Genomic DNA, 14,085 nt, shown 5'->3' with positions numbered 1-14,085 from the left:
CTATTCACCATCCCTGTTGCGCTGCTCCAGCTCATCGCCCAACCGCCCCAGCGTCGGCCGAATACCGGCGCGGTGCGCGGCACGGGCGATGGCGTGCGCCGCCAGCGGGGCGCTGGCCAGCAGAATCAACAGGCCGACAAAGGCCTCCAGTGCCAGCTCGCCACTGCTCGCCAGCGCCACTGCGCCAAGTAACAGGACCGCGCCGAGAACCCCGGCCTTGCTCGCCGCATGCATGCGGCTGTAGCTGTCGGGCAGGCGCAGCACGCCAATCGCGCCAAGCAGAGAGATCACTGCGCCGCTCAGCACCAGCAGCGAGGCCAGCCAGGCTTGTACTTCGTTCATGAGCGTTCCTCGCTCTTCTCCGGCATCTGGCTGTGGGCATCATCGAACAGGAAGGCAAAAGCCGCCGTGCCGAGAAACGACACCAGTGCCAGTAGCACGGCGACGTCGATGAACAGCGCCTCGCCGCGCATCAGGCACAGCAGCGCCATGGCGGCGACCGCCAGCAGGGCTAGGGCATCGATGGCGACCGCGCGATCTGGTCGGCTTGGCCCGCGTAGCAGGCGATAGAGGACGATAAGGCCGCTCAGCGCGAGCAGGGCAGCAGCCAGGGGCAATACCCAGGCGGCCCCGGTCAGATGCAAGGTCATGGATTCACTCCTTCGGCTTTGCCCGCGTCGAGCCAGGCCAGCAAGCGGCGCTCAAGCTCGGCCAGCGCGTCGGTCACGTCCTCGCGGTGACGGGCATCGAGTGCATGGATATAAAGCAGGCCCTGGTCCTGGTCATACTCCAGGACCAGGGTTCCGGGGGTCAGGGTCAGCAGCGTGCCGAGCAGGGTGACCTTGTCCACTTCGCGGCGGGTCACCGGATAGGCAAGCACTGCCGGCTCCACGTCGACCCGGCGCGCCAGCACCAGAATGGCGACGTGGTAGGTCGCGAGAAATACCTGGGCGATGAACCACAGGCAGAAACTGACGCCATGTTCCAGGCTGCGTGCGTAACGACCAAGGCGCTGGACGGCCAGCCCCAGCAGGCGAGCGATCAGGTACAACAGGGCGAAGGCCAGCAGGCCACCGCCCAGATGGCCGGCGCCGAGGCTCCATGCCAGGCCAGCGCTGGCCAGCAAATGGATGACAAACAGCATCAGATACCTCCTGCGCCGGTGAAGGGTTGCAGATAGGCTTGCGGGTCGGCGAGCTGCGCGGCGGCCGCCACGGCATAGTCGATCAGCGGGCCGGCGCCCAGGCCGATCAACACGGTCAGCAGCGCCAGGGCACTCATGCCCAGCCACGCCGCGCGTATGCCGGTAACCGTTTGCAGCGCCTCTTCACCTCTCGGATGGGGCTTGAGAAACGCTTCGTTCCAGATCTTGTTCATCGACAGCAGGGTGAACACGCCGGTCAGCAGGGCGATGCCCGCCGCCCACCAGGCAGCTGCATCCAGGCTGGCCTTGACCAGCAGGAACTTGGCCCAGAAACCGGACAGCGGCGGAATGCCCGCCAGCGACAGCGCCGGAATGGCGAACAGCAGTGCCAGCCAGGGCATGCGCTTATATAGCCCGCCCATGTCGGCCAGCCGCTCGGAACCACAGATGCGCGCCGCCAGGCCGCCGATGAAGAACAGGTTGGCTTTCACCACGATATGGTGGATCAGGTAGAACACCGCGCCGGCCAGCGCCAGCGGGGTGGCCAGAGCCAGGCCGAGGATCATGTAACCAACCTGGCTGACAATGTGGAACGACAGGATGCGCCGCACCTCGGTCTGCGCCGCCGCGCCCAGCACACCCACCAGCATGGTGGCGCAGGCGACCCACAGCAGCAGTTGATGCGGCAGGCCATGCTCCGGCCAGAGCAGGGTCACCAGGCGGATCAGCGCGTACACGCCGACCTTGGTCAGGAGCCCTGCGAACATCGCCGAAACGGCTGTCAGGGCGACGTGATAGGTGGCCGGCAGCCAGCCGAATACCGGGAACAGCGCGGCCTTGATGGCGAACGACAGCAACATCAGTAGCAGCGCCGGCGTTACGCCAGGTGGCGCCTCACCGCTGCGCATGATCACCGCCAGCTCGCCCATGTTCAGCGTGCCGCTGGCGCCGTAGACCAGGCCGGCGGAGAGCAGGAAGATCAGCGTGGCGAACAGGTTCAGGGCCACGTAGGTCATGCTGCCGGCTAGCCGGCGGCTGCCACCGCCAAGCGCCATCAGGGCGAAGGAGGCGATCAGCAGCACTTCGAACCAGACGTACAGGTTGAATATGTCGGCGGTGATGAAGGCGCCGCAGATACCGGTCAGCAGACCCTGGATGAACAGGTGGAAGTCGCGACCGATCTTGCTGTCGTTGTCCTTGGCCACGCCATAGAGCAGGGTGACTAGCGCCACTAGGGCGCTGATGGCGATCATCACCGCCGACAATCGGTCGATCACCAGGCTGATGCCGAACGGAGCCTCCCAGTTGCCCACCTGACCGCTGAGCACCACGCCTTGCGCGGCCTGCCAGACCAGCACCAGGCCGACGGCCAGCAGCAGGGCGGCGCCGCTCAGGCTGAGCACGCGCACGGCCAGCAGGTGGCGGCGTAGGATGATCGCCAGCAGCAGGCTGCACAGGGGGATGAGAATCGGTGCAACGAGTAACGCGTGGTTCATCGGCGAACCTCCGCGCCATGGGCGTCGTGTTCATGCTCGCTGTCGTGCCAGTCCGGTGCCGGTTGCTCGGTGATCGAGCTGACCGAGTCGGTGGTCTTGTCGCCATGCAGTTCGCGGGTGCGCTTGAGCAGCGCCAGGGCGAAGATGAACAGGCTGAAACCGATGACGATGGCGGTCAGCACCAGCGCCTGCGGCAACGGGTTGGCGGTGCTGACTGCGTTGCCAGCCTCGACGAATGCCGGGCGTTCGCCGAAGAAGCGCCCAGCGGTGAGTACCCCCAGGTTGATTGCATTACCCAGGACCACCACGCCCAGCACGACGCGCTTGAGGTTGCGATCCAGGAGCATCCACAGGCCCAGACCCGCCAGGCCTCCGGTAGTGATTGCGGCTAGCCATTCCATTACTGGCGAACTCCCGTGAGCTTGTCGATCATGTGCAGGGCGGAGCCGAACACGGTGAGGAAAACGCCTATATCGAAGAGCAAGGGCGTACCCAGCGGCAGCCCACCGGGGAAGGTCCAGAGACCGGTAAGAAAGGCGCTGCCTGCGATCAGGCCAAGAATGCCGGCGCCCGCCGCACAACCCAGGCCGATACCGATCAACTGCGCAGGCGCAACGGGCAGCACCCGGCGAATCTGCCCGTGGCCGTAGGTCAGCACCAGCAGGATCAGGCCGCAGGCCGCCACCAAACCGCCGATGAAACCGCCGCCGGGCAGGTTGTGACCTCGCCACAGCACCAGCAGCGACGCGGCCATCATCAGCCAGGCCAGCGGGCGCAGACCTTGGCGCAGCAGGGGCGAGGTGAAGGCGTCTTCACCGCTATGCTCGTTACCGAAGCGCCGGCCGGTGCCCAGCAGGCTGGCTGCAGCCAGGGCGGAGAGGGCGACCACGAGGATCTCGCCGAGGGTATCGAAGGCGCGGAAGTCCACCAGGATCACATTGACCACGTTGTGCCCGTGGCCACCCGGCAAGCTGTTGGCCTGATACCACTGCGCAATTTCACCCGGCAGTGGCAGGCTTACCGCCAGTAGCAGGGCGCCGGTCACGCTGAGGCCGAAGAGAATCGCCACGCTGGCGTGCAGGCGTCGCTTCCACGGCGCGCGTGCGCCGCTGGTGGGAACCGTGGGCATCTTGCGAAACACCAGGGCGAGGAAGATCAGGCTGAGGGTTTCCACCATCAGCTGGGTCATCGCCACGTCCGGTGCATTGACCGAGACGAACACCAGCGCCAGACCCAGACCGCAAGCACCCAACGCCGCCAGCAAGGTCAGTCGGCCAGGCAGGAAGGCTGCTGCCACGCCGCCAGCCAGTGCCAACAGGCAGCCGGCCAAACCCAGCGGTGAGATGGGGCTGTAGCTGCCCTGCAGCAGTTGCGGCAGAGCAGGTACCAGGCCGACCGCCAAGAGGCCGCCGACCGCCAGGGCCAGCAGCACCAGATGCTGACGCAAGGAGCCGTGCTGAAAACGTGCGGCAAGCAGCCCTGCGAAGTGGAATACGCGTTTGAGCAAGCGATCCCAGATCAGGTCGCCGCTGACGTTCCAGGCCGCGTTGGCGCGATCGAGCAGCCGTCTGACGCGGTCACGCATGACATAGAACAGCACGCCCAGCGAAACGGTCAGCAAGCTGGCTACAAGCGCTGGAGTGATGCCGCCCCATAGATACAGGTGTACATCCACCGGGCCACGTGCCACGGCCTGTACCGCATTATTCACCAGCCAGGTTTCCGGCCAGGCATTCCAGGCACCGAGCAGGAAACCACCGATAGCCAGCAGCATCGGCCCCAGCCACATCGGCAGGCCAACTTCATGCGGCGTGCGTGGGTAGTCGCCGCGCTTGCCGAGGAAGGTCTGCAGGAAGACCAGGCCGGCAGCGGCAAACAGCAGGGCGTTGGTAAGGATCATCACCAGCGTCACCGCCCAGCCGATATGACCCATCTCGATCAGGCCGGTGTACTTGAATTCCTTGGCGATGAAGCCGAAGAACGGCGGCAGGCCGGCGTTGGAGAATGCGGCCAGTGCTACGGCGGCGCCAGTCAGCGGCATGAAGCGGATCAAACCGCCAAGGCGTGCCAACTCGCGGGTGCCGGTGGCGTGATCGATGGCGCCGACCGCCATGAACAGCGCGCCCTTATAGAGAGAGTGCGCCACCAGATAGAGCACGAACGCCTGCAGGCCATAGCTGGTGTTGGTGCCGATCAGCATGGTCAGTTGGCCCAGCACGGTGACCGTGGTGTACGCCAGCAAGCGCTTGAGGTCGGTCTGGCGGAAGGCCAGGAAGGCGCCGAGCACGGCAGTGGCTGCGCCGAAGGTAATCAGCAGCGTGCCCCAGCCGACGGAGCCGCCGAGCACCGGGTTGAGGCGGGCCAGCAGATAGATGCCGGCTTTTACCATGGTTGCCGAGTGCAGGTAGGCTGACACTGGCGTCGGTGCGTTCATCGCGTTGGGCAACCACAGGTGGAAGGGCACCTGCGCCGACTTGGTGAAGCAGCCCAGCAGCACCAGGGCGATGATCGCCGGCAGCAGCACATGGCCTTCGATCTGCTCGGCGCTGAGGTTGGAGAATTGCCAGTTGCCCGTCGCGCCACCGAGCAGAATCAGCCCCGCCAGCAATGCCAGACCACCGCCACCGGTGATCAGCAGCGCCTGCAGCGCCGCACGGCGCGAGACGGCTTTGTCGTGTTGAAAGCTGATCAACAGGAAGGACGCAATACTGGTCAGCTCCCAGAACACGAACATCGCCACTAGGTCGTCGGCCAGCACCAGGCCGAGCATCGCCAGCATGAACACCAGCAAGTAGGCATGAAAGCGACCGAGGTGGGCGTGGCTGGCCAGATAACTGCCGGCGTACAGCACGATCAAGCTGCCGATGCCGCTGATCAAGAGGGCAAAAACCAGCGAGAGGCCATCCAGGCGCAGGCTCAGGTTGATGCCCAGCGCCGGAATCCAGCTCAGGCTCTGCATCACCGCGCCACCGTCGGCGATCAGCGGAATCTGCTGGACGAACCAGACGAAGGCCGCCAGGGGCGCCAACATCAGCAGCCAACCTGTGCGAGCACCCAGCAGGCGCGTCAGGCCGGGTGCCATGATTGCAGCCAGGGCGATCAGGGACAGTAGGTAGAGCACTCGTTTCTCCTATGCCGAGCGTCGAATCCAAAGCGGCCTGACGACCACATACGTACCGTTACTGCGCTGTTCAGGGCGTATCGGTCAGATCAGGCCGCATTTGTTTCATCATAGGAAAAACCAATCGAACATCGCTATTTTATGAAGTTTCAGAACATTGCATGATAAGCGGCTGTCATCATTGGCAGCTTAGAGCCAAGCAGCGAAACGGGAGATCAGCGTGCAGATTCAGGGCTATTTCGACTTGCGCTTCGAAGCGGTGAGGGACGCATTCGCCGCTCTGTTCGACGATGCGCAGGAACGGGGCGCGGCCCTGTGCGTGAAGGTCGGTGGGGAAACCGTGGTCGATTTGTGGGCCGGGGTCATGGACAAGGACGGTCAGCAGGCCTGGCACAGCGACACCATCGCCAATCTGTTCTCCTGCACCAAGCCCTTCGCTGCTGTGGTGGCCCTGCAACTGGTGGGTGAGGGCAAGCTCGATCTGGATGCGCCGGTGGCGCGCTACTGGCCGGAGTTCGCTGCCGCAGGCAAGCAGCGCATCAGCGTGCGTCATCTGCTCTGTCATCAGGCAGGGTTGCCGGCGTTGCGCCAGACTCTGCCCGCCGAGGCGCTTTATGACTGGCAGACCATGACCGACGCGTTGGCGGCTGAAGAGCCCTGGTGGCCGCTGGGTGAAGGTCATGGCTACGCGCCCATTACCTATGGTTGGCTCATCGGTGAGCTGATTCGCCGTGTCGAAGGTCGTGGCCCCGGCGAGAGCATCGCTGCGCGCATCGCCAAGCCGTTGGGCCTGGATTTCCACGTCGGCCTGGCTGACAGTGAATTTGATCGCGTCGCCCATATCGCTCGCGGCAAGGGCAATCTTGGCGACGCTGCAGCGCAGCGTCTGCTCAAGGTGATGATGAGTGAGGCCCAAGCCATGAGCACGCGCTCGTTCACCAACCCGCCGTCGATCATGACCAGTACCAACAAGCCGGAGTGGCGGCGCATGCAGCAGCCGGCCGCCAATGGCCACGGCAACGCGCGCAGCCTGGCGGGCTTCTATGCCGGTCTGCTCGACGGCAGCCTGCTCAATGCCGAGCTGCTGGGTGAAATGACCCGTGAGCACAGTGTCGGTGACGACAAGACCTTGCTGACCCGCACGCGTTTCGGCCTGGGTTGCATGCTCGATCAGGCCGACGTGGCCAATGCCACTTATGGCATGGGGGCAAAAGCCGTCGGCCATCCCGGCGCCGGTGGTTCCAGCGGTTTTGCCGACCCGGAACGAGACCTGGCATTCGGTTTCGTTACCAACAATCTAGGACCGTTCGTCTTGATGGACCCCCGCGCGCAGAAACTTGCGCGACAGATTGCGGACTGTATCTGATTGAAACGGCTAAACTTGCGCCAACCGTTCAGTACCAACCATAACAGGCCGTTGAAAAACGTAGGCGAGGCAGCCAGTGCAAGGCAAAAACAGGCGAAAAAGCGCAGTTTACGAGTTGTAAATGAGCATTTTGATCGGACTCGCGCACGAGCCTGTTTTTAACGCAGCAATGGCAACGCAGGTAGTTTTTCAACAGCCTGATAACGAATCGACCATTAGATCTGTTTGACCCCGGGGGCTACATGCGTGCCAACAAGATTTTTGCCTTTACCTGCTGCCTGCTGATCGCGGGCTGCGCCGGCTCGGAAAAGAAGGAAGTCGCCAAGCCGGCAGTGATGCCACCGCCTCAAGTGACCCGCGCCTGGCTCGACGAGTACGAGCCGAAACTGCGTGAAGCGGTCAAGGGCAGCCACTTCGAGTTCGAGCGCCGCGAAAACCTGCTGGTGGTCACCGCCCCGGTGCAGGGCTCGTTCAATCCGGATCGCCCGCAGATGCTGCTGCCGGTCAGCTTGGGCCCGATCACTCGCGTGGCCAAACTGTTGGAAGCCGACGAGGATGTCGCCGTGGTCGTGCTCGGCCATGCCGACACCAGCGGTGACGACGCGAAGAACCGCGAACTCAGTCAGCAGCGCGCGCGTGCCGTGACCTCGATTTTTCGTCTCAGCGGCCTCAAGCAGAACCGCCTGCAGGTCATGGGCCTGGGCTCCGACGCACCCCGTGCGGCAAACGACAGTGCGGCCGGCCGTGCGCTCAACCGCCGTGTGGAAATCCTCCTGACCTCGCGTGACACCATGCAGGGCCTGATCGCCAAGTACAGCCAACCGGCCAAGGCGGAGCTCAAGGATGCACCCAAGGTAGCTGCTGCAGATCAAGGAAAAGTGGGCAAGTCGGAGTAAGCTTGTGGGCATTTCCACCCTGAGCGGGCAGGCACTCGAATCCAGCGGATTGGTTTCTGGCCCTGCCCTGAGGAATTGCCATGACCCAAACCCTGGCCGATATGCGCCGCGACTATACCCGCGATGGCCTGAGCGAAGCCCAGGCCCCGCTGGAACCCTTTGCCCTGTTTCGTCAGTGGTTCGATGACGCGGTCAAGACCGAGCAATTGCCGGTCGAACCCAACGCCATGACCCTGGCCACTGTCGACGAAGATGGCCGCCCGCACTGCCGGGTGCTACTGCTCAAGGGGCTCGACGAACGCGGCTTCACCTTCTTCAGCAACTACGACAGCGCCAAGGGCCGCCAGCTCGCGGCGCGCCCGTTCGCCGCCATGACCTTCTTCTGGCCCAGCCTGGAGCGCCAGGTGCGCATCGAAGGCCGCGTCGAGCAGGTCACCCCGGCCGAATCTGACGGCTACTTCCAGGTACGCCCGCTGGGCAGCCGCATCGGCGCTTGGGCTTCGCCGCAGAGCAAGGTGATTCGCGACCGCGCCGAGCTGGAAAACCTGCTGGCGGAAACCGAAAGACGCTTCCTCAACCAGACGCCACACTGTCCACCGCACTGGGGCGGCTACCGCCTGCTGCCCGAGCGCATCGAATTCTGGCAGGGCAGGCCAAGCCGCCTGCATGACCGCCTCAACTATCGGTTCAAGGGTGAAGCCTGGATTCGTGAGCGGTTGGCGCCCTGACCATCAGCTACCGTCGAGCATGCTGTTCGCCAATAAGGCTGTACGAAACGAGCACATAAGATACCCTTGCGCCACGAACCAACCAGGACGCTGCGAACCGAACGATGGGTTTTGAACAATTAGCCGAGCTACGTGACCGCCTGCGCGCCGAGAAGCAGCAGGTACAGCAGGTAAAGACCGAAAGCGCGAAGCCGCAAAAACGCAAGCAGCCGCCCAAAGGTAAGGCGCGTGAGCAGGATCCTACCGTCGAGGCGATCTGGCGCTTGCAGAAGCACTTCCCCTTGGCCTTCCCGGTCAATCCGGCGCCCAAGGTGCCGTTGAAGGAAGGCATTCTCAAGGACGCCGAGCAACATCTGCAGTTGCTCGGTATCACCGTTGAGCAGCTCAAAGCGGGTATTGCCGCCTGGTGCCGCGGTGGTCGTTACTGGGCTGCCATGACCGAAAATGCACCGCGTCTGGATCTGCAAGGCCAGCCCGTTGGTATGGTGACGGCGGCGCAGGCGCTGCATGCCAAGCAGCAGGCCAGGCGGCACCGTGCCGAAGCTCGGCGCAATCAGGCCAAGGCGAAAGCTCCAGCGGACGACAAGGCCGTGGAGAGCGCTGCAGCACCTGCTGCGGAGTAAATCCTGGCTAGCTGAAGGTTTTGCCGGCGCTGCGAGGGATACCTCGTGAAGCGTCGCTGGCGCGCCTACAATGACGGCCTCATTCGCGAGGCCGTTTTTCATGCTCGAACTCGACTCTACCCTGGCGCAGCACATTGTCGACCGCGCCATGGCCATCCTGCCGCACAACATCAATGTGATGGATGCCCAGGGCATGATCATCGGCAGCGGTGACCCCAGCCGGCTGCACACCCGTCATGAGGGGGCGCAATTGGTGCTGGCCAATTGTCGCGTGGTGGAGATCGACGCTCAGGCGGCGGCGTGCCTGCGAGGTGTCAAGCCAGGTGTCAATCTGCCGTTGCTGCATGCCGAGCGCCTGATTGGCGTGCTCGGTATCACGGGCGACCCCGAGATCGTGCGGCCCTATGCCGAACTGGTGCGCATGGCAGCGGAAATGTTGGTCGAGCATCGCGTGCTACAAGCCGAGCGGCATTGGCAGCGGCACCAGCAGGAGGCCTGGTTGCGACAGTTGCTCGATCCCATGCTGCGTCTGTCCAGTCTCGAGGTCGATGCCGAACGTCTGGGCCTGCAACTGACCTGGCCACGACAGATGTGTCTGCTGCAACTCGATGGTGAGGGCGATCCGCTGCCGCGTCAGGCGCGTCTGCTCGCCGCATTGGGGGGCAAGAGTGAACATCTGGTGGCGCCGCTCGGGCGCCATGAACTGCTCTGGTGCCGGCCCTACAACGCCACCCGTGATGATCGTGCCTGGCTCCAGCAGGCTGACGAGCGCGAGTGGGGGGTAGGGTCGCTGGCGCTCAGCGATCCGCTGCATGATCTGACCGAGCTGCGCCAGGCCAGCCTGGCCCTGCGCGATCTTCAGGCCTATGGCCAAGCGCGCTTTCCCGATCGTCGCCTGCTACGCCTGGACGAATTGCGCCTGCCGACGCTGCTCTATGCCCAGCGCCACAGCTGGTTACTGCAGGGCTGGCTGGCGCCGTTGCGGCAGGTGCTGATGCAGGACCCGCAAGGCACGCTAAGGGCCACGCTGGAAGCCTGGTGCGCGCATGACGGCCAGGTGCAAACCTGTGCACAGGAGTTGGGCATTCATCGCAATACGTTGCGCTACCGCCTGGAGCGCATCGCCGAACTCAGTGGTCTGGATCTCAATCGGCTGGATCAGCGCCTGCAGCTATCTTTGGGGCTGGGCTTGCTGGAGCTTGCCGCGACAGCGCCGTTGAGCGTTCGGTAATTCATCTTCGCTGGTGAATACGAGGTGCTGGCTTTGTGCGATTGCACAGCCAATTGCACTCAGCTCTTGTTGTTTTGGTGCTGGCGCACAGGGCGATGCTGGTGCAGGCTGAGCCACAATGTGGCGCCTGTCGGCATTCCCATCCGGGCCTCGCGCCCGCCATAACAACAATGAGGAGACTGGTCATGGGCCTTGTCCTGATCCTGGTGACACTGATTGCATTCATCGTGCTGTCCACTACCCGTTTGAAATTGCACCCCTTCCTGGCATTGCTGGCTGCTGCGCTGATCGCCGGCTTTGCCTATCAGCTGCCTAGCGGCGAAATCATCAAGACCATGACTGCCGGCTTCGGCGGCATTCTCGGTTACATCGGTATCGTCATCGTTCTCGGTACCATCATTGGCGTGATCCTCGAGCGCAGCGGCGCCGCCATTACCATGGCCGAGACGGTGATTCGTCTGCTGGGCCAGCGTTTCCCCACCCTGACCATGTCGATCATCGGTTACCTGGTATCGATTCCGGTGTTCTGCGACTCCGGCTACGTCATCCTCAACTCGCTGAAGAATGCCCTGGCTGCACGCATGAAGGTGTCCGTGGTGGCCATGAGCGTGGCCCTGGCTACCGGCCTGTATGCCACCCATACCTTCGTGCCGCCAACACCCGGCCCGATCGCTGCCGCCGGCAACCTGGGCCTGGAAACCTCGCTGGGTCTGGTGATCCTGGTCGGTCTATTGGTCGCTGCGGTCACCGCCGTGGCCGGTATGCTGTGGGCCAACCGTTTCCTCAAGCAGAACGACCACGACTTGCTGGAGGAAGCGCCAAGCGAGCTGCTCGCCGATAACGTCGATTTCGATACACTGCGCGCTCGCTACGGCAAGCTGCCCAGCGCCTGGCAGGCGTTCTCGCCGATCTTCGTGCCTATCATCCTGATCTGCCTGGGCTCGGTCGCTGCTTTCCCGAGCAAGCCCTTCGGTACTGGCGCTTTCTTCGATGTGCTGAGCTTCCTCGGTCAGCCGGTTGCCGCGCTGCTGGTCGGTCTGGTGTTGGCGTGCTCGCTGCTCAAGGGCGAAGGCAAGCGTCAGCAGTTCCATGACTATGTCGCTCATGGCCTGAAAGAGGCAGCTCCGATTCTGCTGATCACCGGTGCCGGTGGCGCCTTCGGTGCCATTCTCAAGGCCACCGCGCTGACCGGTTATCTGGGCGACACCCTGTCGGCACTGGGCATCGGCCTGTTTATGCCGTTCCTGGTGGCTGCTGCGCTGAAGAGTGCCCAGGGTTCCTCCACCGTCGCACTGGTCACCACTTCGGCGATGGTTGCGCCTCTGCTAGGCAACCTGGGCCTCGACAGCGAAATGGGTCGCGTGCTGACGGTGATGGCCATTGGTGCTGGTGCGATGACCGTTTCCCACGCCAACGACAGCTTCTTCTGGGTCGTGACCCAGTTCAGCCGCATGAAAGTGGCGACCGCTTACCGTGCCCAGACCATGGCGACCCTGATCCAGGGTGTCGCCGGTATGGCCGCTGTCTGGCTGCTGAGTCTGGTTTTGCTGTAATCGCGCTTTAACAGACCGTTCAAAAACTACCTGCGTTGCCATTGCTGCGTTAAAAACAGGCTCAAAATGCTCATTTACAACTCGTAAACTCCGCTTTTTCGCCTGTTTTTGCCTTGCACTGACTGCCTCGCCTACGTTTTTCAACGGTCTGTAACCAGCAGGCGACTACGGTCGCCTGCCTCCTTTCGAGGTACCTATCATGAAAATCGTCATTGCTCCTGACTCCTTCAAGGAGAGCCTCAGTGCGCCCGACGTGGCCGCCGCCATCGCCCGCGGTTGGCAGCAGGTGTTTCCCGAGGCCGAATGTTTGCTGAGGCCAATGGCCGATGGCGGCGAAGGCACGGTCGATGCACTGCTCGCTGCCGTCGGCGGCGAGCGCCGCGAGTGTGAGGTGCGTGGTCCGCAGGGTGAGCCGGTCAAGGCGCATTGGGGTTGGCTGGGGCAGGGCACAGCGGTTATCGAGATGGCTGCTGCCAGTGGCTTGCACTGGGTGCCACGTGAACAACGCGATGCTCGTCTGGCCTGCAGCTTCGGCACTGGCGAACTGATCCGCGAGGCGCTGGATGCCGGTGCTACGCGCATCATCCTGGGGCTGGGCGGCAGTGCCACCAATGACGCCGGTGCTGGCCTGTTACAGGCGCTGGGGATGCGCTTTCTCGATGTCCAGGGGCGCGAGCTAGCGCCGGGTGGCGCGGCTTTGGCTGGTCTCGACCAGCTTGATTTGAGTGGGCTCGACGCGCGTCTGCTCAAGGTGCAGATCGAGGTCGCCGCTGATGTCGACAATCCCTTGTGCGGGCCACGCGGTGCATCTGCGGTCTTCGGTCCGCAGAAGGGGGCGACGCCAGAGCATGTCGCCGAGCTGGATACGGCGCTCGGTCGCTTCGCCCGTATCGTGGCGGCGATGCTGGGCGAGGACCACGCCGAGTTCCCTGGTGTGGGCGCGGCGGGCGGTCTCGGCTTCGCTGCGCGTGCCTTCCTCAAGGCAAGCTTCCGCCCCGGTATCGCGCTGGTGGCCGAGCTGTCCGGTCTCGCTGCAGCAGTAGAGAACGCGGATCTGGTGATTACCGGGGAAGGGCGTATGGATGCCCAGACCCTGCATGGCAAGACCCCTGTCGGGGTAGCGCGCGTGGCGCGTGCGGCCGGGGTACCGGTCATCGCCTTGTCCGGTAGTCTGGGCGACAACTATCAGGCGCTGTACGACGCTGGTATCGAAGCTGCATTCAGCCTGGCGCCGGGGCCATTGTCCCTGGAGCAGGCGATGGCCGGTGCGGCGGCTGAGTTGCAGGCTCGCACCACGGATATCGCCCGTCTCTGGCGCCTCGCTCGATCCTGATAGGGCGAACCTCGCTGAACCTGATCTGTCTGAAATAACTATTGGTCAGGCTCCGCCGTGACAGTTACGCTCGCCCGGCGTCTAATGGATTGAGATACCTCTGGAGGAATTGCTATGCGTAAACCCACTCTGCTCATTACCTCGCTGGCCGCGGTGTTGGCCCTCGGGGGCTGTCAGTCCAGTCTGACTGGCGATACCTACAGTCGCGATGAGGCCCGAGCGGTGCAAACAGTACGCATGGGAACCATTGAATCGCTGCGCCCGGTGAAGATCGAAGGGACCAAGACGCCGATCGGTGCCGGTGCCGGTGCTGTGGTTGGCGGTATCGGTGGTAGTGGCCTCGGTGGTGGGCGCGGCAGCGCTGTCCTGGCTGTAGTCGGTGCCGTCGCTGGCGGTCTGTTGGGCGCCGCTGCTGAAGAAGGTCTGACCCGTACTCAGGGTGTTGAGATCACCGTGCGTGAGGACGACGGCACCATGCGCGCCTACGTCCAGGAAGTCGAGCCGAACCAAGTGTTCCGCGTCGGCGAGCGCGTGCGCATCATGACCGTCAACGGCACCAGCCGCGTCACCCACTGATCGTGACAAAAAGCCGGA

General features: G+C 63.7%; 14 protein-coding genes. 8 read left to right on the top strand and 6 right to left on the bottom strand.

Annotated features, from left to right (window positions below):
- From mnhG to mbhE, 6 genes are read right to left on the bottom strand one after another with little or no spacing between them, the layout of a single operon-like run.
- Complete coding sequence (mnhG, locus tag CXP40_RS05495; protein WP_106732971.1) at window positions 1-342, bottom strand: monovalent cation/H(+) antiporter subunit G; 342 nt, start codon at window positions 340-342, stop codon at window positions 1-3.
- Entirely contained in the window at window positions 339-650 is a 312-nt protein-coding gene (locus tag CXP40_RS05490) for a monovalent cation/H+ antiporter complex subunit F (protein WP_106732970.1), read from the bottom strand. Before CXP40_RS05490 ends, mnhG begins: the two co-directional genes overlap by 4 nt.
- Entirely contained in the window at window positions 647-1,144 is a 498-nt protein-coding gene (locus tag CXP40_RS05485; RefSeq protein ID WP_106732969.1) for a Na+/H+ antiporter subunit E, read from the bottom strand. The genes CXP40_RS05490 and CXP40_RS05485 overlap by 4 nt, the downstream gene beginning before the upstream one ends.
- Window positions 1,144-2,640 (bottom strand): proton-conducting transporter membrane subunit, encoded by a 1,497-nt coding sequence (locus CXP40_RS05480; protein WP_106732968.1) that lies wholly within the window; start codon window positions 2,638-2,640, stop codon window positions 1,144-1,146. Before CXP40_RS05480 ends, CXP40_RS05485 begins: the two co-directional genes overlap by 1 nt.
- Window positions 2,637-3,041, bottom strand: a complete 405-nt coding sequence (locus tag CXP40_RS05475; protein WP_106732967.1) for a sodium:proton antiporter — start codon at window positions 3,039-3,041, stop codon at window positions 2,637-2,639. The genes CXP40_RS05480 and CXP40_RS05475 overlap by 4 nt, the downstream gene beginning before the upstream one ends.
- Window positions 3,041-5,761 (bottom strand): hydrogen gas-evolving membrane-bound hydrogenase subunit E, encoded by a 2,721-nt coding sequence (gene mbhE, locus CXP40_RS05470; protein WP_106732966.1) that lies wholly within the window; start codon window positions 5,759-5,761, stop codon window positions 3,041-3,043. Before mbhE ends, CXP40_RS05475 begins: the two co-directional genes overlap by 1 nt.
- A gap of 220 nt (window positions 5,762-5,981) precedes the next feature.
- Here mbhE and CXP40_RS05465 point away from each other — a divergent pair, with 220 nt between their 5' ends.
- From CXP40_RS05465 to CXP40_RS05430, 8 genes are all read left to right on the top strand, one after another.
- Window positions 5,982-7,127, top strand: coding sequence for a serine hydrolase domain-containing protein (locus tag CXP40_RS05465; protein WP_106732965.1), 1,146 nt, complete (start codon window positions 5,982-5,984; stop codon window positions 7,125-7,127).
- 242 nt (window positions 7,128-7,369) lie between these two features.
- A complete protein-coding gene (locus CXP40_RS05460) occupies window positions 7,370-8,023 on the top strand; it encodes an OmpA family protein (RefSeq protein ID WP_099522076.1) in 654 nt (217 codons plus the stop codon).
- A gap of 80 nt (window positions 8,024-8,103) precedes the next feature.
- Window positions 8,104-8,751, top strand: coding sequence for a pyridoxamine 5'-phosphate oxidase (gene pdxH / locus CXP40_RS05455; RefSeq protein ID WP_099522075.1), 648 nt, complete (start codon window positions 8,104-8,106; stop codon window positions 8,749-8,751).
- A 104-nt stretch (window positions 8,752-8,855) separates the two neighbouring features.
- Window positions 8,856-9,374: a ProQ/FinO family protein gene (locus tag CXP40_RS05450; RefSeq protein ID WP_106732964.1), complete on the top strand. Its 519-nt coding sequence runs from the start codon at window positions 8,856-8,858 to the stop codon at window positions 9,372-9,374.
- Between the two features lie 100 nt (window positions 9,375-9,474).
- On the top strand, window positions 9,475-10,605 hold the full coding sequence (locus tag CXP40_RS05445) for a sugar diacid recognition domain-containing protein (protein WP_106732963.1): 1,131 nt from the start codon (window positions 9,475-9,477) through the stop codon (window positions 10,603-10,605).
- Window positions 10,606-10,790: 185 nt separating this feature from the next.
- Window positions 10,791-12,158 (top strand): GntP family permease, encoded by a 1,368-nt coding sequence (locus tag CXP40_RS05440; RefSeq protein ID WP_106732962.1) that lies wholly within the window; start codon window positions 10,791-10,793, stop codon window positions 12,156-12,158.
- 199 nt (window positions 12,159-12,357) lie between these two features.
- Window positions 12,358-13,491: a glycerate kinase gene (locus CXP40_RS05435; RefSeq protein ID WP_106732961.1), complete on the top strand. Its 1,134-nt coding sequence runs from the start codon at window positions 12,358-12,360 to the stop codon at window positions 13,489-13,491.
- 114 nt (window positions 13,492-13,605) lie between these two features.
- Window positions 13,606-14,067 (top strand): membrane protein, encoded by a 462-nt coding sequence (locus tag CXP40_RS05430; protein WP_004423834.1) that lies wholly within the window; start codon window positions 13,606-13,608, stop codon window positions 14,065-14,067.
- Window positions 14,068-14,085: the final 18 nt, after the last annotated feature.

Source organism: Pseudomonas sp. YY-1 (assembly GCF_002843095.1).
In the GTDB taxonomy this organism is placed as follows: domain Bacteria; phylum Pseudomonadota; class Gammaproteobacteria; order Pseudomonadales; family Pseudomonadaceae; genus Aquipseudomonas; species Aquipseudomonas sediminis_A.
The sequence above is the reverse complement of the archived record's forward strand: the minus strand, read 5'-3'. Positions and strand labels throughout refer to the sequence as shown.